At 64.6% G+C, this 17,762-nt stretch carries 17 protein-coding genes; 7 read left to right on the top strand and 10 right to left on the bottom strand.

Annotation, left to right across the window (positions count from 1 at the left end):
• Window positions 1-163: 163 nt before the first annotated feature.
• Window positions 164-763, bottom strand: coding sequence for a L,D-transpeptidase family protein (locus tag VH567_RS11015; protein WP_423326017.1), 600 nt, complete (start codon window positions 761-763; stop codon window positions 164-166).
• Window positions 764-967: 204 nt separating this feature from the next.
• On the opposite strand from VH567_RS11015, the gene VH567_RS11010 reads away from it, so the two are divergent.
• A complete protein-coding gene (locus VH567_RS11010; RefSeq protein ID WP_423326015.1) occupies window positions 968-1,669 on the top strand; it encodes a murein L,D-transpeptidase catalytic domain family protein in 702 nt (233 codons plus the stop codon).
• A 244-nt stretch (window positions 1,670-1,913) separates the two neighbouring features.
• Here the strand turns inward: VH567_RS11010 and VH567_RS11005 are convergent, their stop codons facing one another.
• The 3 genes from VH567_RS11005 to VH567_RS10995 form a co-directional block, all read right to left on the bottom strand.
• Complete coding sequence (locus VH567_RS11005) at window positions 1,914-4,415, bottom strand: DegT/DnrJ/EryC1/StrS family aminotransferase (protein WP_423326013.1); 2,502 nt, start codon at window positions 4,413-4,415, stop codon at window positions 1,914-1,916.
• Window positions 4,416-4,818: 403 nt separating this feature from the next.
• A complete protein-coding gene (locus VH567_RS11000) occupies window positions 4,819-5,118 on the bottom strand; it encodes a hypothetical protein (protein WP_423326011.1) in 300 nt (99 codons plus the stop codon).
• A 17-nt stretch (window positions 5,119-5,135) separates the two neighbouring features.
• A complete protein-coding gene (locus VH567_RS10995; RefSeq protein WP_423326009.1) occupies window positions 5,136-7,967 on the bottom strand; it encodes a M16 family metallopeptidase in 2,832 nt (943 codons plus the stop codon).
• Between the two features lie 405 nt (window positions 7,968-8,372).
• Here VH567_RS10995 and VH567_RS10990 point away from each other — a divergent pair, with 405 nt between their 5' ends.
• On the top strand, window positions 8,373-8,888 hold the full coding sequence (locus VH567_RS10990; RefSeq protein WP_423326007.1) for a MucR family transcriptional regulator: 516 nt from the start codon (window positions 8,373-8,375) through the stop codon (window positions 8,886-8,888).
• A 431-nt stretch (window positions 8,889-9,319) separates the two neighbouring features.
• Here the strand turns inward: VH567_RS10990 and VH567_RS10985 are convergent, their stop codons facing one another.
• From VH567_RS10985 to VH567_RS10965, 5 genes are all read right to left on the bottom strand, one after another.
• On the bottom strand, window positions 9,320-9,538 hold the full coding sequence (locus VH567_RS10985) for a hypothetical protein (RefSeq protein WP_423326005.1): 219 nt from the start codon (window positions 9,536-9,538) through the stop codon (window positions 9,320-9,322).
• A gap of 111 nt (window positions 9,539-9,649) precedes the next feature.
• Entirely contained in the window at window positions 9,650-10,429 is a 780-nt protein-coding gene (locus VH567_RS10980) for a gamma-glutamyl-gamma-aminobutyrate hydrolase family protein (RefSeq protein WP_423326003.1), read from the bottom strand.
• Between the two features lie 10 nt (window positions 10,430-10,439).
• Window positions 10,440-11,384 (bottom strand): serine O-acetyltransferase EpsC, encoded by a 945-nt coding sequence (epsC, locus tag VH567_RS10975; RefSeq protein ID WP_423326002.1) that lies wholly within the window; start codon window positions 11,382-11,384, stop codon window positions 10,440-10,442.
• A gap of 11 nt (window positions 11,385-11,395) precedes the next feature.
• Window positions 11,396-12,190 carry a phosphate/phosphite/phosphonate ABC transporter substrate-binding protein gene (locus VH567_RS10970; protein ID WP_423326000.1) on the bottom strand — a complete coding sequence of 265 codons (795 nt, stop codon included), beginning with the start codon at window positions 12,188-12,190 and terminating at the stop codon, window positions 11,396-11,398.
• On the bottom strand, window positions 12,187-13,092 hold the full coding sequence (locus tag VH567_RS10965; protein ID WP_423325998.1) for a fatty acid desaturase: 906 nt from the start codon (window positions 13,090-13,092) through the stop codon (window positions 12,187-12,189). The genes VH567_RS10970 and VH567_RS10965 overlap by 4 nt, the downstream gene beginning before the upstream one ends.
• Before the next feature lie 169 nt (window positions 13,093-13,261).
• Here VH567_RS10965 and VH567_RS10960 point away from each other — a divergent pair, with 169 nt between their 5' ends.
• The 3 genes from VH567_RS10960 to VH567_RS10950 all read left to right on the top strand — a co-directional run bounded on the left by VH567_RS10960 (window position 13,262) and on the right by VH567_RS10950 (window position 15,872).
• Complete coding sequence (locus VH567_RS10960) at window positions 13,262-14,182, top strand: HNH endonuclease (protein WP_423325996.1); 921 nt, start codon at window positions 13,262-13,264, stop codon at window positions 14,180-14,182.
• A 247-nt stretch (window positions 14,183-14,429) separates the two neighbouring features.
• Window positions 14,430-15,599: a tyrosine-type recombinase/integrase gene (locus VH567_RS10955; RefSeq protein WP_423325994.1), complete on the top strand. Its 1,170-nt coding sequence runs from the start codon at window positions 14,430-14,432 to the stop codon at window positions 15,597-15,599.
• 66 nt (window positions 15,600-15,665) lie between these two features.
• On the top strand, window positions 15,666-15,872 hold the full coding sequence (locus VH567_RS10950; RefSeq protein WP_423325992.1) for a helix-turn-helix domain-containing protein: 207 nt from the start codon (window positions 15,666-15,668) through the stop codon (window positions 15,870-15,872).
• A 2-nt stretch (window positions 15,873-15,874) separates the two neighbouring features.
• Here VH567_RS10950 and VH567_RS10945 read toward each other — a convergent pair whose 3' ends face one another.
• Window positions 15,875-16,231 (bottom strand): hypothetical protein, encoded by a 357-nt coding sequence (locus tag VH567_RS10945; protein WP_423325990.1) that lies wholly within the window; start codon window positions 16,229-16,231, stop codon window positions 15,875-15,877.
• A gap of 350 nt (window positions 16,232-16,581) precedes the next feature.
• Here VH567_RS10945 and VH567_RS10940 point away from each other — a divergent pair, with 350 nt between their 5' ends.
• Window positions 16,582-16,767 carry a helix-turn-helix transcriptional regulator gene (locus VH567_RS10940; protein WP_423325988.1) on the top strand — a complete coding sequence of 62 codons (186 nt, stop codon included), beginning with the start codon at window positions 16,582-16,584 and terminating at the stop codon, window positions 16,765-16,767.
• Entirely contained in the window at window positions 16,764-17,228 is a 465-nt protein-coding gene (locus VH567_RS10935; protein ID WP_423325986.1) for a hypothetical protein, read from the top strand. The genes VH567_RS10940 and VH567_RS10935 overlap by 4 nt, the downstream gene beginning before the upstream one ends.
• Window positions 17,229-17,762: the final 534 nt, after the last annotated feature.

Raw genomic sequence — 17,762 nt, 5'->3', positions numbered from 1 at the left:
GCAAGGTTTGCCAGTATGGGTTCCCGCCTGCCCGGGAATGACGGCTACATGCTTGAAAGGTACATCCGCCGACCTGTTCCGGGGTCCACCGTCCCGCAAACTCGCCAGCCGTAGAACGTGCGGAACCGTGGATGCCGGAACAAGCCCGGCATGACGGGGGCGTTCACTGGCTCAGCGAAACCGATTGGCGCAGGTTCGCCACCGCCGTGTCCTGATCCGCGACCGGCGGCTCCGGCAGCATTCCGCCCTCGAAATCGTCCGTCACCGTTACGGTCGTCCCCAGCGCGGTCACCCCGAACAGCTGCTTGGCAAAGCCGAGCGGCACGCGGATGCAGCCGTGCGAGGCGGGGAAGCCCGGATTCCGGCCTGCATGGATCGCGATGCCGTCCCAGGTCAGCCGCTGCATGAACGGCATCGACGCGTCATCGTACAGGCTCGATTTGTGGACCGCGTTCTTCTGCAGGATCGGATAGGTGCCGATCGGCGTATCCTTGCCGTCCTTGCCGCTGGAGATCGTCGTCGCGGCGATCATTGCCGACCCCCGATAGACGAAGGCACGCTGCTCGAGCAGGCTGATGACGATGCTGACGGGCTCGCTCGAGCCATTGTCCTTCCAGACGAACTGGTTCGGCGAGAGTTCGGTCGCGGCCTGTTCGATCGGCATTGCGGCAAGCGCGGCAACCGATGCCGCAGACACCGGCAGGCTGGCGAACAGGGCGAACGCCAACCCCATTGCCGTGACAGACTGCACGATCCTGCTCATCTCTTCGTCGCTTTCCGAATCTCGATATTACGCCCAACGCACGATTCTCCGGAACGTGCCGTCGCGACCTTGAGTCGACGAAGCGACCGCAAGCCGGGGTAGTTCGAGGGAACGGACCCACAACCGGTGGAAATGGTTGCAGAATATTCACGGAAAATCGGCTATACGAAGTTCCACGGGAACGGGGCAATTTCGGGAAAATCGATGCACGACGAAGGTCTTGTGCGCGAACGACGCGCGCTGCTGAAGAACGGACTGGTTTTGGCGGGGGCACTTGCGGTGCCAGGCGCCGTATCCGCAACACCACGGCTGGGACGTGCGCTGACCGCGCAGGACCTGAAGCCGATGACGCAGCCACCGCTGCCGCGCAGCACGGTCGCGGTCACCTCGCCGCGGGTGGTGCGGCCGGATCTGCTGCGCCAGGCAATGGCGTCGCTCAGCCGCCATGGCAGCCGCATCCAGCATCACGACCGGATCGCGATCGCCGATTTCGCAGCACCCTCGGGCAAGCCGCGCTTCCACTTCGTCGATCTCGCCAGCGGACGCAGCACGTCGCTGCTGGTCGCGCACGGCAGCGGGTCGGATCCGGCGCATACCGGCTATCTGGAGCGCTTCTCGAACCGCTTCGGCTCGAACGCTTCGTCGGAGGGCGCGTTCGTCACCGACGATTATTATGTCGGCAAGCATGGCCGCTCGCAGCGGCTGATCGGGCTCGACCCGACCAACGACAACGCGCTCGACCGGGCGATCGTCGTGCATTCGGCCTGGTACGCGAACAAGGACATGATCGAGAGCCACGGCATGCTCGGCCGCAGCCAGGGCTGCTTCGCGGTCGGCGAGCGCGATCTCGACCAGGTGTTCGCACGGCTCGGCGCCGGGCGGATGATCTACGCGGCGAAGGTGTAAGCCTTCGACCGTAACCTGGGGACGACGTACGCCGCACTTCGGCGCCCGTCGCCCATCGCTCACTTCCGCTCCCCCATAACCGTCATCCCAGCGAAAGCTGGGATATCCCGATTTGGCGGGCGTCGCCCACCACGTGAGATACCTTAGCTTTCGCTGGGGTGACGGGTGTGGGCTGGGGTGACGGGAATGGTATGGGTGACGGGAAACCAGCCTCGCGTGACGCCGGTCTCCCCAACTAGCGCGGTTACGCTGCCGCCAGGGCCCTCGACGCCATCACCTGGTTGACGATCATGAGCCCCACGTCGTTCTGCCACAGCCACAAGCCATTGGCCTGCCCCGAAAAACTCGGTTCGCCGCCCAGCGCGCCCCACGGCACGAAACCGGCGGCGAGGCCGAGACCGTAGAGGCCGGCGATCGGCGCGCCTTCGCCGTCGACGATCCGGCAGTGGCGATCGACCATCGCTTTGCCCGCCTGTGCGGCGAGCGCGATCGGCGTGCCGTCGCGGTCGGCGATCGGCATCGCGATCGGTCGATAGCCTAGCGCGGCGATCACCAGGTCCGCGTCCTCGACATACGCACGCGCCGCCGCGTCGTCGTCGCCCGAAATGCGGTGCAGCGCGACACGGGGGTCGGGGGCACGGCCGTCGATGCCGAGCATGCGCAACACCAGGTCGCGCGCCTCCAGCCTGAATCCGGCGAGGCGATAGACGAAGCCGGAGACCGGGCAGATGTCGTCGGGGCCGAAATCGGTGAACCCCTCGGCATGCGCCGCATCGATCGAGGGATAAAAGGGGCGTAGCGGCCGGCGGTGGAGCAGCGTGATGGCCCCTGCCCCGAGCGGTAGCGCGGGCTGGCTTCTGAGCAGCAGCGCGATCGTCGTCAGCGCGCTGGTCGAGCCGCCGATCACCGCGATCCTCGGGTTGCGCTTGCCGGTCAGCAGGTCGGCGACCTTCTCGAACCCGCCCACCGTCAGCACGTCGTCGGACTGGAGCAGGCGTCCGTTCGCGAGCTCGGCGAGGCTGGCGCCCGCGACGCGCTGCGCGGCGAGCCGGTCGAGCGGCTGGTGCCCCCCGGTCGCGACGACGACGTTGCGCGCGAGCTGGTCGAACACATGGCCGTCGGACAACCGGCGCAGCTGCACGCTCCACAGACCGTCGCCGACACGTTTCGCGCCCAACGCCTCATGCCCGGTCAGTACGGTGCCGCCATGGCCACGGACGATATCCGCCAACCGATCGCCGGTCGCGCGCAACAGCGGCCCGACCTCGACCAGCGGCACGCCCAGCGCGCCCTCATGCGCCGCGACCGCCCGCCCGGTGGGGTGATCGACCAGCCGCGCGAGCTCGGGATGGATGTTGTCGCGCACCGACGTCAGGAAGGTCTGCGCGGTCGAATCCGAGGTGATCGCATAGCGCCCGAGCCGCCCGCCCCCGATCGCGCCACCGCGCTCGATCATCATCAGCCCCGATGCGGCGAGGTCCGGCAGCAACCCGCGCTTGGTCGCCGCGGTCAGCATCGCCGTCCCGGCCGGTCCGCCGCCGATCACGATCACCGAGGCGATCGCGCCCCGCGCCGCGCCCCGCCGATCGAGCGGCCTGACGATCGCCGCGCACGCGTCGACCAGCGCGGTCGCCGCACGACGCGCATCCGCGATCGTCATCGCATCGGTGATCGGCAGCGACAGCATCCGCCCCGCGATCTTGTCCGCGACCGGCGTCGGCTCGATCAGCGCGGTCGCCTGGAACCAGGGCTGCTCACCGAGATGCGGGCTGAAATACCGGCCGCAACCGACCCCGTCCGCCTCGATCCGCGCGGTGATGGCATCGCGGTGATGTGCGAGATGCTCGGGCAGCAGCACCGGCATGAACTGCATCGCGCGCCGCGTGCCCGACACCGCCTGCAGCTGGAACCCGGCCAGCGTCTCGCGGTACGTCGCCTCCAGTGCGGCACGGTGCGCGGCGACCGCGTCGATCTCGGCGAGCTTGGCCTGCGCCAGGATCGCGGTGATCTCGGGCAGCTTGGCGTTGATCCCCGGCAGCGTCGCGCTGCGACTCCCTTCGAATCCGAAATTGCCCATCGCGCGCAGGGTCGCGATCAGGGCCGCGTTGCCGCTGTGGATCAGCCCGCCCTCGCCGACCGCGAACGTCTTGGTCGCGTGCATCGAATGGACCACCGCGAACGGCGCGCGTGCGCCGAACGCCTCGCCGGCATCGTCGAGCGTGCCGAGCGACGACGCCGCATCGATCACCACGCCGACGCCGTAGCGCTTCTGGAAATGCACGTACCGGTCGAGATCGATCGCGTTGCCGAACGTCGCATAAGGCAGCAGCACGCCGATCCGGTCACCGTGACTCTCGAGCAGGCGTTCCACGGCGCGCGCGCAGGCGCTCCAGTCGTCCGGATCGATATCGCAGACCAGCGGCGTCAGCCCGGCCCAGGCCGCTGCCTGCGCGGTCGCGGCAAAGGTGAGTGCCGGCATCAACGCGAGCGTGCCGGGCTTGGGGTCGAGCCCGCCCTGCCACAGGCCGACCGACTGGCGGATCGCGATCATCAGCCCGAGCGTCGCGTTACCCACCGCCAGGCTGGCGCCGTGCCCGCCGAACAGCGTCTCGGTGATGCTCGCCTCGAACGCGCGGACCTCAGGGCCGTTGTTGCTGAACACCCCCGACGCCTCGACCCGGCGCAGCGCGTCGAGATGCTCGCTCAAGCGCGGCGGGTTCGGCGCGATCAGGGGGAGGCGTTTCATCGGCAATCCGCTTCGTTGTGTCGCAGATCCATGACCCATGGCATACTAAGAACCAGTTACTTACAGAAAAGCCGGGTAAAGTGCTGAACTTCTTTCCTTACAGCAGGCTGTAAGGATTCGTGAATATTCAATGCGCTAGCCAAAACGGCCCCGCTATCGCCCAGCAAACCGAAGACTCCGATTCGGCTTCATCTTTGCGCTATCCTTCGTCGACGCCGGTAGTCGACATCGACGTCTGTGGAGTGCGATCACGGATTGGCCGCGAGAGTCGCCCCTGCCGTCCTCCCCCGCCAGGGGGAGGATAGATCGGATCGCACGCCATGCCCCGGATCCCGCCATCCACAAAAAAGCCCGCCTTTCCGTGGTGGAAAGGCGGGCTCGTTCATCGTCGTCGGTGTCCGTTTCAGGCGGTCCGCGTACCCGTCAGCGGGAAGCTGCCGAACGCGCCTGCCGCGACGCTGCCCTTGAGCACGTCGTCCTCGACGGTCGCCTTGCAATCGAGCGTCATCGGCATCGGCACGGTCATGCTCTGCTTCCACGTGATCGTGTCGCCATCGACCTCGCCGTGCACGTCCATGCCGCCCATCGCGCCCGACACCGCGCCGGTGAAGGTGGAGCCCGCGCTGTCGACCGTCAGCGTCATCTTCTGGTCGCCCAGCGGGGATTTGACCACGCAGTCCCAGCTGCCATCGACGTTCGCCACTTGCATTCCTTCCTAGATTAGTTGGCGCCGGCAACCGCCGCCGCAGGGATGACCTCGACCGGCAGGCCGATGCTGTCAAGCTGCGGCCGCACGACTTTCGCATCGCCGACGACCACCCAGATCGTCTTCCGGGGATCGAGCGCCTGCTGGATCGCGCCGTTAAGCTGATTTAGGTTAAGCCCCTGATAGCGCTTGGTAATCGTCGCATAGTAATCGTCGGGCCGCTTGAGCAGGTCGTTCTGCTGCATCGCCGACAGCACCGCGTCGGACGTTTCGAAATTGCCCGACAACGACCGGATCGCGCCGTTGATCGCACGATCATACTCGACCTGCGTCATCGGCTCCTTGCCGAGGAACGCGGTGATGTCGCCGCGCAGCGCGGCAATCGACGGACCGGTCTGATCCGCCTGCACCGGCGCCGACAGGATATACGGCGCGGCATTCTCGGACTGCTGGAAGCGCCCCGACACGCCGTAGGACCAGTGCTTGGTCTCGCGCAGATCCATGTTCACGCGGCCGAGGAAGCTGCCGCCGAGCGCATCGTTCGCGGTCGCGATCGGCAGCAGGTCCTGCGTGCCCTTCAGCCCGGTCGGCACGCCCGCGACGATCACCGACTGCGGGCTGTCCGGCCGGTCGATCAGGACGATCTTCGGCGCGGAAGGCGTAACCGTTGCCGGGAAGACCTTGGTTCCCGCGGCACCGGTCGGCCGCCACGTCCCGAACCGCGCGTCGAGCGCCGCCTTCACCTCGGCCAGCGGGCGATCGCTGACGACGAAGATCTTCGCCTTGTCGGGCCGCAGCCATGCCTGCTGGAACGCGACCAGATCGGACCGCGTCAGCGCCGCCACCGCCTTGGGATCGCCGCTGCCCTGCGCCTTGGCATAGGGCGAGGTCGGCCCGAGCAGCTTGGGCAGGACGCGCGTCGCCAACCCCTGCGGGCTGGTCAGCTCCTGCGCGATCTGCGCGAGCTGCTGGTTCTTCACGCGCGCGACCTCGACATCGGCGAACGCCGGATTCTGCGCGATGTCAGCGAACAGGTCGACCGCGGGCACCAGGTTCGCGCTCGGCACCTGCAGCGACAGGAAGGTCCGGTCGTTCGACGCACCCGAGCCAATCTCCGCACCGAGCCGCTCCTTGGCTTCGGCCAGCGCGACCGAATCGCGCGTCGCCGTGCCTTCGTCCATCATCGACAGAGTCAGCTTCTGCGTGCCGAGCTTGACCGGCACATCGGCCGCGACGCCGGCATCGAAGCTCAGCACCGCCTGCGTCACCGGCACCGCATCACGCCGGGCGTAAACGACCTCGATCCCGTTCGCGAGACGCGTACGCTCGACGCTCGGGAAGCTGAGGCCCGCCACCTGCCCAACCGTGGGCAACGGCCCGCGCGTGCCCTTGAACGGCACCTCGGGGGCGGGCGGCACGGCGACCTTGGGCGGCACGACCGCATTGGCATAGGCATCGCGCGGCCCAGGCGTGACGGTCAGCGAATAGGCCGGTCGCGACAGCCATTTCGCCGCCGCCGCACGGACGCTCGCGGGGGTTTCCGCGGCCAGTTGGAGAAGCTGTTTCTTGTAGAAGCCCGGATCGTTCGAATACAATGCACCCTCGGCCAGCGTCACCGCCTTGCCGCCGAAGCCGCCGACCGATTCAAGCCCCTCCATCTTCCGCGCCGCCGTTGTCGTCGCGACCCGGCTCACCTCGTCCGCGGTCGGGCCGTTCTTAAGAAAGTCGGCGAGGATCTCGTCGATCCGCTTGCTCACCAGCGCCGGGTCGACGCCCTCGCGGACGATCGCCTGGATCTCGAACATGCCGAGCTGGCTGAAGCTGCTGTTCTCGGCGGAAATCCGCGTGACCAGCTTTTCCTTCTTCACCAGCGCGGTATCGAACCGGCTGCTGGCAAGACCGCCGAGCACGCCCGCCGCGACGTCCAGCGCGGTGCCGTCCTTGTCGTTCAGGCCGGGCACCACCCAGTTGCGGCTGATCATCACCGCGGCGACACGGTCCTTGATCGTCTCGCTCACCGGCGCGGGCAGCGTCGGGATCGGCGCGGGCGGGACGATGCTCTCGGGGCCTTTGGGGATGCCGCCGAAATACTTCTCGGCGAGTGCCTTGCCGGTCGCCGCGTCGACGTCGCCGGCGAGCACCAGCACCGCATTGTTCGGGCCGTAATGATCCTTGAACCAGTCCTTCACCGTCTGCAGCGACGCCGCATCGAGATCCGCCATCGAGCCGATAGTCGTATGCCCGTAGGGATGATCGGCCGAAAACAACCCTTCGGTGATCTTGTACTGGCTCAGGCCGTAAGGCTGGTTGTCGCCCTGGCGCTTTTCGTTCTGGACGACGCCGCGCTGCTCGTCGAGCACCCCTTGCGTGATCGCGCCGGTGAGATAGCCCATCCGGTCGGATTCTAGGAACAGCGCGCGATCAAGCGCCGCGGTCGGCACCGTCTCGAAATAATTGGTGCGATCGAAATAGGTGGTGCCGTTGAAGTCAGTCGCGCCGACCTGTTTCAGTGGCTCGAAGAAGTCGCCCGGCGCGTTTTCGGAACCGTTGAACATCAGATGCTCGAACAGATGCGCGAACCCGGTCTTGCCCTTGGGCTCGAACTTCGATCCGACATTGTACCAGACCGACACCGCCACCACCGGCGCCTTGCGATCGGTGTGCACGACGACGCGCAGGCCGTTCTTGAGCGTGAACTGCTGATAGGGAATATCCACCGACTTGACGAGGTCGGCGACCGGCGCGGGCTTGGCCGATCGGGCAGTCGACTGTTGCGCATCGGCGGTCGCGGGCGCGAGGAAAGCGGCAGCAGCGACGCCGGCAAGCGCGATAGTTTTCAAAGCCATAGGTGAATATTACCCTGTTCCGGATTGTCCGGCCGCACCATAAACGCGCTTCGGCTTTGGGCAACAGGATATGGAACCTGATCCGATACAATCGGGTGGAAACGCCAGTGCCTGCCCCGCCCGGCGATGCTGTTGCGGGACAGGATCAGGCCGTATGAACGACCGGACAAATGATCGCGAAAAGTGTGGCGATGATCTTCACCGCTTGGGCAGGTATCCGATCACCGAAATTCGATGTGGGCTTGACTGCCGATCCGAATGCTCCGGCGAAATCCACGAAAGTTTCAGCCGATTAGATTGATCGAAACTTTCTCCAACACTTGCGCATTATGCCCAGTGTTAATTCCAGGATGAACACGGTAGGCGCCTGCCCACCGATACATATGACGAATTCAAGGACATAGCGTGACTGACACAATCAATACGGTCGAACTCGCCGCCGAACTGACCGCAGCTTGGCTCGCCAACCCCAATACGCGCACCGCGGCAGACGATGTCCCCGCGTTCCTGATCGCGATGCACAGCGCAGTGGCCAAGCTCGCCGGCACGGCCGACGCCGAACCCGAAGCCGTCGGCGCAACGCCGGCCGAGCCCGCCGTGTCGGTGCGCAAGTCGCTGGCCTCGCCGGATCACATCATCTCGATGCTCGACGGCAAGAAGTACAAGACGTTGCGTCGCCATCTGTCGACCAATGGCCTGACGCCGGAACAGTATCGCGAGCGCTTCAACCTGAAGGCCGACTATCCGATGGTCGCCGCGACCTATTCGGAAGCCCGTCGCGCGATGGCGAAGTCGATCGGCCTCGGCCGCAAGGCCGGCACGAAGCTCGAGACGACGGCCGATGGCGCGGTCAAGGCAGTGCGCAAGAGCGGCAAGGCCGCACTCGACGCCGCCAAGAAGACGCTCGGCAACGAGGGCTGAGCATCTGGGGGAGCTTGCCCTCCCCCAATTCGTGACACGCGCCTGTGGATCGACGGTTGGCTTGGCTATCCGGCCGACACCGCGAATCGGTGCGCGTCGCGCCTGCGAGAGCGAGTATAAAATGATGGTCCAGCAAAGACGCTTTGCTGGACCATTAGGTTACGTCCAGGGAGCTTCACTTCGCCTCGACGTTGACCCAGCTTAATGCATACCCAGTAAATAGGAATAAGATTCTATAGGCGTCGTCGACGAAACGACCTTAAAATACGACCGAATAGGTTCGGTTCATCAACTATAGTTTTGGTCCTAGCATTAACCGTTAAACAAAAGATGCCGCGCCCCTCATGAAAGGAGCACGGCGTCTTTTATGTTTCGCGCGATAGATACCTGCCTTAGCCGGACGAACCCATCGCGTGGCCGAGATCGTCAGATCAGAGCGCGTTTCCGCTGCTGTTCACTTCGACGCCATTTTCGAGATCGGCCGAATTGTCCGTCGCGATGCCGTCGACTGCAGAAAGATTCGCGTCGGATTCCTCGATGACCGTGTTCGATTCGATGTCGGTGACGTTCGACGTCTCCGCAGGCTTCGAACATGCCGCCACGCCAAGTGCCATGGCTGCAATCATTGGCACGATCATGATTTTCTTCATCGAATAGTCTCCGTGATGACTGACGCAGAATTACGACCGCATTGCGCAACATCGATTCTGGAACCGAAAGCTACATAGCGCGCCAGCCTAACGCAATACCCTATCGTCGCGCTATGATTTAATCGACGCGGATTCCACGCCAAGCGATTGTCCGATCAGCGAAAAGAAGGCGCGGCTGGATGCGCTGGCGGCGACGTCCCATTCGGGATGCCACTGCACCGCCAGCACGTCGCCGCCGCACGGTCGCGCGGAGAACGCCTCGACCAAGCCGTCGCCGACCGCGTGTGCCTCGATGTCGAGACCGGTGCCGAGCCGGTCGATGCCCTGGCGGTGGACCGACGTCACCGAGATGCTCGGCGCCGCGATCGTGCGCGCCAGCAGGCCGCCCGGCCGCAGCGTCACGTCGTGGACATGGTCGAACAGCGTCTCGTACGCGGTCGCGTCGTCGGTCGGGCGGTGATGCCCGTCCTCGAGCGCGCCGGTCAGCGTGCCGCCGAACAGCACGTTCAGCTCCTGCAGGCCGCGGCAGATGCCGAACACCGGCCGCCCCGCCTCGATCATCCGCCCCGCGAGTTCGAGTGCCACCGCGTCCCGGTCGAGATCGAGCGCGCCACCCGCCGCATCCGCCTTGCCGTAACGCCCGCCCGCGACGTTGGAGCGCGACCCCGTCAGCAGCAGCCCATCGAGCCGCCCCGCCAGCGCGCGCGTGTCCATCGCGTCGGCCACCGCGGGAACCAGCAGCACGGTCGCGCCGGCATAGCGGACCAGCGGATCGACGAAGCGCGTCGCCACCGCCTGAATCGGGCGGTCGGCGATCTCGTTGCAGCACAACACGCCGATCACCGGCCTGGCCGGGCCGTCGTCGTCGCGGCAGCAGGCGAACCGTCTCATAAGGACGCCCTCATGCCCGCCCCCGCAGCGTCTCGTGCAGCTGGTGCGCGGCGTCGCCCGCCAGGATCGTCGCGGTCGGCTGCGCGACGACGCTGCCTGCGGGCACGTCCTCCAGCAGCCAGACATTGCCGCCGATCGTCGCGCCCTGCCCGATCGTCACGCGGCCGAGAATCGTCGCGCCGGCATAGATCACCACATCGTCCTCGACGATCGGATGCCGCGCGAGCCGTTCGCGTTGCGGCACCTCGGTCACGCCGAGCGGGCTGCGCGCGCCAAGCGTGACGTGCTGGTACAACTGCACCCGGTCGCCGATGATCGCGGTCTCGCCGATCACCACGCCGGTGCCGTGGTCGATGAAGAAGCTGCGGCCGATCGTCGCGCCGGGATGGATGTCGATTCCGGTGCGCGTGTTGGCGAGTTCGGAGATGATCCGCGCGACGATCGGTGCGCCAAGGCCGTACAGCGCATGCGCGATGCGGTGATACAGGATCGCGACGATGCCCGGGTAGCAGATCAGGATCTCGTCCGCGCTGCGGGCCGCGGGATCGCCGAGGAACGCCGCGCGCACGTCGTCGTCGACCAGCGTGCGGATCGGGCCGAGCTCGGCCGCGAACAGCCGGACGATCATCGCCGCATGGGCGACGTCGAACGCCAGCACCGCCTCCTCCTGCCAATAGGCGAATTCGCGCTCGATCTGGCGCTGCAACCGCGCGAGACCCTGTCGCAGCCGGGCCTCGACGAACGCGTCCTCGCGCTCGACCGGTCCTGCGAACATGCCCAGCCGACCGGGAAACAGCGCCGCGACCAGATCGTCGACGACGAGCCCGGTTTCGACCAGCGACGGAAACCGCGCGACGCTGTGCCGGCCATCCGCCTCCTGCCGCCACGCCACGCGCGCCATGCGCAGTTCCTCGATCGTCGCGGACAGCTCGGGCAGGTCTGATATGTGTGGCACGGGCAGGTCCTTCAGCGGAGTTCGGCGTAGCCGGCGCGGGCCGCGTCGGTCGCGAGGCGGGCGAGCGGCTCCAATGCGGTGGCGTCGCCCGGTGCGATCCCCGCCAGCAACAGCGTCGCACGCGCATCCACCAGCCCCGGATCGGCGATCGCCCGATCAAGCGCCTGGCGCAGCGCGGCAACGGTGCCGGCATCGGTCCACGCCGCAGTGACGAACGGCAGCGTCGGCGACGCCGGACTGTGCGCGACGATCCTGAGCGCGTCGACCAGATCGGGCTCGAACCGCGCGAGCGCGGCATGCGTCACCGCGTCGATCGCCGTGATATCCGCCTCGCCCGCGACGATGGCGGCCATGCTCGCACGGTGCGCGCCCGTCTCGATCACGCTAGCAAAGACCGCCCCCTCCCACGCGATCGGCGCCAGCGTCGCGCGGAACAGGTTCATGCCGGTATTCGACTGCCGATCGTTGATCGCCGCGCGCGCACCGCGAAAATCCCCGAGCGCGGCACGCGGATCGTCGCGACGCGCCACCACCACGCTGCCGCCCCCGGTCGTGTAGACCGGAAACGCCAGCACCCGCAGCGCGAGCGTCGGGTCGGCCACCAGCGGATACCCGCATGCCTGCCCCAACAGCAAAGCCGGATCGCGCCAGATCGCCTGCACCGACCGCGTTCGATCGAGCCGGTCGGGAACATCCGCAATCCCCGACGCCCGCAACGCCGCGGCGATCCCCGCCCACAGCCGATCGTTCGCGCCCTGCTGCGCCGGAAGATCGTACATGCCGAGCGAGGCGATCCGCGCGCTCATGCCGGCGTGACCCTGTGCCGCGGATGCACCATGTCGTCATGCGCGCTGAACGCGAACCGCCGGACGATCTCGCCATAACCGCGATAGATCGGCGCGCCCTCCGCCGCGAACCGCGCGCGATGGCGGCGATGATAGGCGGGCAGGTCGTACCAGGCGAGCGACGGTCGCTCATGGTGCGCCGCATGCAGGTTGTTGTTGAGGAACAGCAGTCCGAACACCCCGCCGCGCTCGACGCTTGCCGCCCGGCCCGGGCTCGACAGGTCGGCGCGGTGCTCGGCATAGGATCGCAGCATCGTCAGCGCCATGCCGGGATAGACGAAGCACAGGACGTAGCGCCCGAGCCCGAGCCCGACATGATCGAGCCACCACAGCAGCACGACCACGGCGAGCAGGTGCGGCGCCCAGTCGCGCACCACCCGCACCGGCTCGCGCACCACCCGCGCGCCCTCGGCCAGCAGGAACCGCGCAACCAAGATCGGTGGCCCGAAGAGCATCTGGCCGACCAACGTCGCCTGCAACCGCCCGAGCAGTCCCGCCACGCCGCTATCCTGCGATCGATACCGCGACTCCGGATCATGCCCGGGATCGGTGATGACCGCGGCGCCGTGATGCGCGACATGGCTCCGGCGATACAGCCGATACGGCAGCCACAGCGACAGTGGCGCGAATCCGATCGCATCGTTGACGCGGCGCCATCGGGTCGGATGCCCGTGGATCGTCTCATGCTGCAACGACCCCTGCCACGCGAGCAGCCAGCCGCTCGCCAGCACCAGCACTGGTGCAGGCAGCACCGCATGCCACGCCGTCGCGACCAGCCAGCCGCCATATACGAGGCCCGCCAGGACGACCGTCGGCCACCCCGTTCGCGAAGTCCCGGTTCCAAAAGAAGCCCGTCGCCGCATCGTCACCTCCGTTCGACGCAGCAAACATCCCCTCATTGAATGGGAATTGAAACGCGTTTGAACTTCACCCCCCGCAAAATTTGGTTTGCCGGTGGCGCTGGCGGTCTCCGAAGTCCGATGGCTGTGCATTCCACGCTGGCGGCGCTGCCCGTCACAGCTATGGTGCGGCATGGCTTTCGGCGTCTTCATCCACCGCTCGGACTCGATCTACGACGACAGCCCCGCCGAACGGTATCAGTTTCCCGCCCAGTATCGCAGCCGGGCCGAACCCTGCACCGGCGACTCGATCATCTATTACGAGCCGCGCAAGGTGGCGAACACGCGCGGCTATTTCGCGGTCGCAAAGGTCGAGCGGATCGTTCCTGATCCGTCAGCGCCCGGCATGTATCTCGCGCTGATCGAACCCGGCTCATATCTCGACTTCGCCACGCCGGTGCCGTTCGCGGGGCCGGCAGGCCCGGTCGAGCGCGGCGTCCTGAACGACCAGGGGCGGATATCGGGGCGCGCGCAATCGGCGGTTCGCCCGCTCTCGGCTGCCGACTTCAACCGGATCGTGACACTCGGCCTCGACGAAGACACGCCGGTGCTGCCCAGGACTGGCGTGGTTCTGCCGGCGACCGAACCCTCGCAACCGGACGAACGGCTGCGCGAAGAGCCGATGCCGTTCGTCTTCGAGCACGAGCGCCCGCGCGTTACCGGCCTCACCTCGAGATTGGTACGCGACCGCGTTTTCCGCCGCGTCGTGCTGCGCGCCTATGACGAGCGATGCGCGATCACCGGACTGAAACTGATCAACGGCGGCGGCCGCGCGGAGGTCGAGGCGGCGCATATTCGCCCGGTCGAGGCGAACGGCCCCGACAGCATCGGCAACGGACTGGCGCTATCGGGAACGGCACATTGGATGTTCGACCGCGGCCTGCTGAGCCTCGCCGACGACCTGCAGATCCTGGTGTCGCGTCAGGCCAACGATCCCGACAGCATCCGCAGCGTCATCAACACCAGCGGCTACGCGCTGTCGCCCGCCCGCACCGCCGACCGCCCCCACCCGCATTTCCTGGCCTGGCACCGCGACCATTGCTTCAAACGCTAGCGGACTGGGTTTCAACGACGCAGGCCAAACGCGCCACGCGTCGCCAGCAAGTCCCGAGATGGAGTAGAACGCGGCAGATATTGGCGGAGACGGAGTCCTCCTAACCTATGATCGGTCAGAATCGTCACTGATCAATTAGGCCCTGTAAAACAGAGCTTTGTACACTGTACTTTCCGCAGGTGACCTTTCACGTTCGCCTAAAGCCACGTAGCAGTGTGGGGCTAAATGTGGGGCTGAGGAAGCGGAAATGGGCAACCTTACGGTCATCAAGGTTAAGTCGATCAAGGACGCAGGCCGCTACTCAGATGGAAGCGGCTTGCTGCTTGTCGTCAAAGAGAGCGGTGCGAAGTCGTGGCTTCTACGGGCGCAGGCCAACGGCAAGCGCAGAGACATCGGATTAGGAACCTATCCAGCCGTGTCATTAGCGGATGCACGTGATGCCGCAGCAGAAGCTCGTAAGCAGATCCGCGCAGGCGAAGACCCTGTTGCAGCCAAGCGTGCCGCGAAGAAAGCCGCTGCCGTTATCCCGACATTTCGTGTCGCTGCAAAGACCGTCCACGATGAGCAGAAGGGGGACTGGATAAACAGCAAACATCAATCGCAGTGGATCAATACGCTAACGACCTTTGCCTACCCGATCATCGGTGATCGACCTATCAACAGGGTGACCAGTGCGGACGTACTCGACGTTCTTAAACCCATCTGGCAAACTAAACCCGAGACAGCACGACGTGTCCTTCAGCGGATCGGCAAGGTGCTCGATTGGGGTTATTCGCGGGGGCACTGCCTTGGCGAAGCGCCGATGCGGTCAATTCGCGCAGGCCTGCCCCGGCAGACAAAGCGGCCGGAGCATTTTGAATCGCTGCCTCATAAGGACGTGGCGTCGCTTATGGCCATGCTCAAAGCGAGCGATACTGCGGGCCGGCTTGCCTTGCGGTTTCTCATTCTGACCGCTGCCCGATCGGGCGAGGTACGTGGCGCCACATGGGATGAAATTGGCGACGGAATATGGACGGTTCCAGCAGAGCGCATGAAGGCCAAGAAGGAGCATGTTGTGCCGCTAACTGCCGCCGCCGTCGCCGTGCTCGATACGGCCAAAAAGCTGCGCAAGGGCGTCGTAGGCGAACCGATTTTCCCCGGACCTAGCAGCCATAAACCTTTAAGCGACATGACGCTGACCAAGGTTCTGCGCACAGAGACAAAGGATAAATCGACGGTGCATGGATTTCGGTCCAGCTTCCGCGACTGGGCTGCGGAATGCACTTCATTCCCAAGCGAGATTGCCGAAACCGCTCTTGCTCACGCGATCCCCGACAAGGTGGTCGCTGCGTACCGGCGCACCAACTATCTTGAGAAAAGACGGGATATGATGAACCAATGGGCTGATTACGTCGCGCCGAGCCAAAGTACCGTGTAGTCTCATCTATTCAAATTGCGTCGCTACCGGCCCTGTCGCTAGACGAACGGTCGGAGGCGCACTGCTATGAACGATAATGAACACCGCGATCGACTTGGCCGGCTGGCGTATAGCGTTGAAGAAGCCGCCGCCACCGTCGGCTTGAGCAAGACCACGCTGTATAATCTAATGGGAGCCGATCAGCTCGCTTATTGCAAGATCGGAAAACGTCGCCTGATACGCAGCGTTGACCTTGAAGCGCTTATCACCGGGCGGGCCAATACAGCAGCATAGCGCTAGTTTGGAAACGCTCGCTGCAAAGCCTCTTCCTCGGCCTCACGTTGCTGACGCCGCGCTTCCCAGCGCTGTTCATCACGTTTAGTAGGCCGGTTCGCAATGACAAAGGCCTCGGCTTCTTTGATCGACATGTGCGAAGTTCTGGCGAGTAACTGTGCGGCTCCGCGTTCTTCGCGTGCCAAGGGGGGCGGACCAGTCTGCACCGACGAGGGTATGAGCTGATTACATGTTATGATTATCGCAACGGCGACGAGACCCCAGCGCCCAAGCTTTTCCCCACGGGGCAAGCCGCCTTTCGCCAGACGCTCCGCCTTTATCCGCTCCTGAATCATTATGCGTCGAACGCGATCGTTCATGTCATCCTCCTGCGCCGGAGGCCGCCCGGTCGAGCCGGGCGTTCGTAACGCAAGCTCTCGCCAGCGCGCATGCACCTTTATCGGCTTAGCCGACTGGACATACGCACATGCCGCCCGGCCACAAAACTGTGACCGGCCGAGAGCTTGGAGGTTACGAAGCCTCACGCCCGGGACTGACCGAACGCATAAACAGTTTGGCAGATCGATCGGCGAGCTTCAACCACGATATCGAGATGCAACTAAACGCGGAACTATTTTAACAACCACCCACAACCACTAAGATGTTACTATATTCGTGAATAACACATCAGGCCATACCTCCGTTTGTCAGGATACATACGGAGGTATATATGACAGAAACACCTTTTCTCACCCAGGCTAGCGCAGCCGATTATCTTGGCCTGTCGCAGGCTACGCTTTCACGCTGGCGATCGATCGGCAATCAAGGTCCGGCATATCGCAAGTTTGGTGGGGCTGTTCGTTACGCAAAGGCCGACCTCGACACCTTCGCTCGCGATGCGGAGGTACTTCGATGACCCCGTACAACTTTCTGCCTGACTATGCCGAAGTCCGAGGCGACGACATTTTCTACCGTGCCTGCCCCGGACCAAGGGACAACGATGCGACCTACCTGCTACCCGGTCAAACCGAGTGGTTTGGTCCCTTTCCAACGGAAGGCGAAGACGAGTACTTGCTTAGGTGGCACCGACGATGGGCGGATGCTGACGCTAAACGAGCGGCATGCACCGGCATACACCTTCAAGTACAGACCGTCGGCGCGCTCATCCGTACGCACCGGCTCGCCGAGGGCCCGGCGAAGAAGCTCTCTGATTGGAAGCAGCTTACCGTTGGGCGAACGATGCTGGTCGATCCTCATCCTGACGACGACCGGATAGAGCGAGCGACGACCCGAGTCCGCTACATGCGCCATAAGGGGTTTGGCGACTTTCGTACGTGGACCGATGCTGATGGCGCTTTGTGGGTCGAGCGGCTGTGACCCGCCACCGGATCGGCATCGCGCCGCCGAGATACTGTGTTCTCATTCTGTTCCGTTCTCAAGGACCCCCAACTCGTTCTTACAGTCGGTAGTTTCCTGTATCTCTATATATATTTCTTGAAGCCAATTTTGGTTTCCTAAAATAAAATATAGTAAAATAGGAAACTAAGTTGCTTTAGAACGAGAGGTTCTCACTCTTCGGGATCAAATATATGACTCAGGGACGGCAATCACCTCTGCAGCGCCTTTATGAACTCGAGATTGGCGAAAGCATTGCGCTTCGACCTGATCCAGAGTGCACGCTGGAATTGCTGGCAAAGCGGCTTCGACAGGTATGCACCAGATATCTCCGTGAAGGTAAGGCATATCGATTGGCAATGCATAGCGATCACGTTCTAGCCACTCGGGTCCGCGTTGGATCGCACAGACGAAATGGTGAGTTCCTTGACATGGAGACCGGGGAACTAAAGTTTGTTGCATCCTCGCTGACTTGGCCCGAGCGAAAGTCCCTGCTCGCTAAGCTGGATCGTATGC

The organism is Sphingomonas sp. 4RDLI-65, assembly GCF_049472435.1.
Lineage (GTDB): Bacteria > Pseudomonadota > Alphaproteobacteria > Sphingomonadales > Sphingomonadaceae > Sphingomonas.
This window is presented reverse-complemented; position numbering and strand designations above follow the sequence as displayed.